Annotated in this window: 1 protein-coding gene; it reads left to right on the top strand. The window is 46.2% G+C overall.

The features are described 5' to 3' along the window. Positions 1-479, top strand: a 479-nt coding sequence (locus R7P74_RS29345; RefSeq protein ID WP_318124258.1) for a FixG Ig-like domain-containing protein, incomplete at its 5' end; no start/stop codon positions are given. Between the last annotated feature and the right edge of the window lie 40 nt (positions 480-519).

Raw genomic sequence — 519 nt, 5'->3', positions numbered from 1 at the left:
TGGGCTACGAAAAAGGCTTAATCAGCTACACCACTGAACACCGTCTATCGGGCAAACACACCAAAGTGATGCGACCTAAGCTACTGGGCTACGGCGCGGTACTCTTGGTGATGATTGGTCTGTTCTTCGCTCAAATCGCCGCCGTCGATCCTGCAGGCATGAGCGTGATTCGCGACCGTAACCAACTGTTCCGCGTGAACAGCGCTGGCGAAGTAGAAAACACCTACACCCTAAAAGTGATCAACAAAACTCAACAAGTCCAAGAATACAATCTGGATGTAAAAGGATTGAACGATGTGAGTTGGTACGGCAAACAAACAATTCAAGTTGAGCCAGGGGAAGTGTTGAACTTGCCAATGAGCCTTGGTGCCGATCCTGACAAGCTAAACTCTGCGATCACCACAATTCAGTTTATACTCACCGATAAGAGCAACGAATTCACTATCGAAGTTGAAAGTCGGTTTATCAAAAAGCTGTAACGACAACGTCGATAATTAATGGAAAAAGGCTCAGTAATGA

It is taken from the genome of Vibrio sp. 2033, assembly GCF_033339735.1.
The sequence above is the reverse complement of the archived record's forward strand: the minus strand, read 5'-3'. Positions and strand labels throughout refer to the sequence as shown.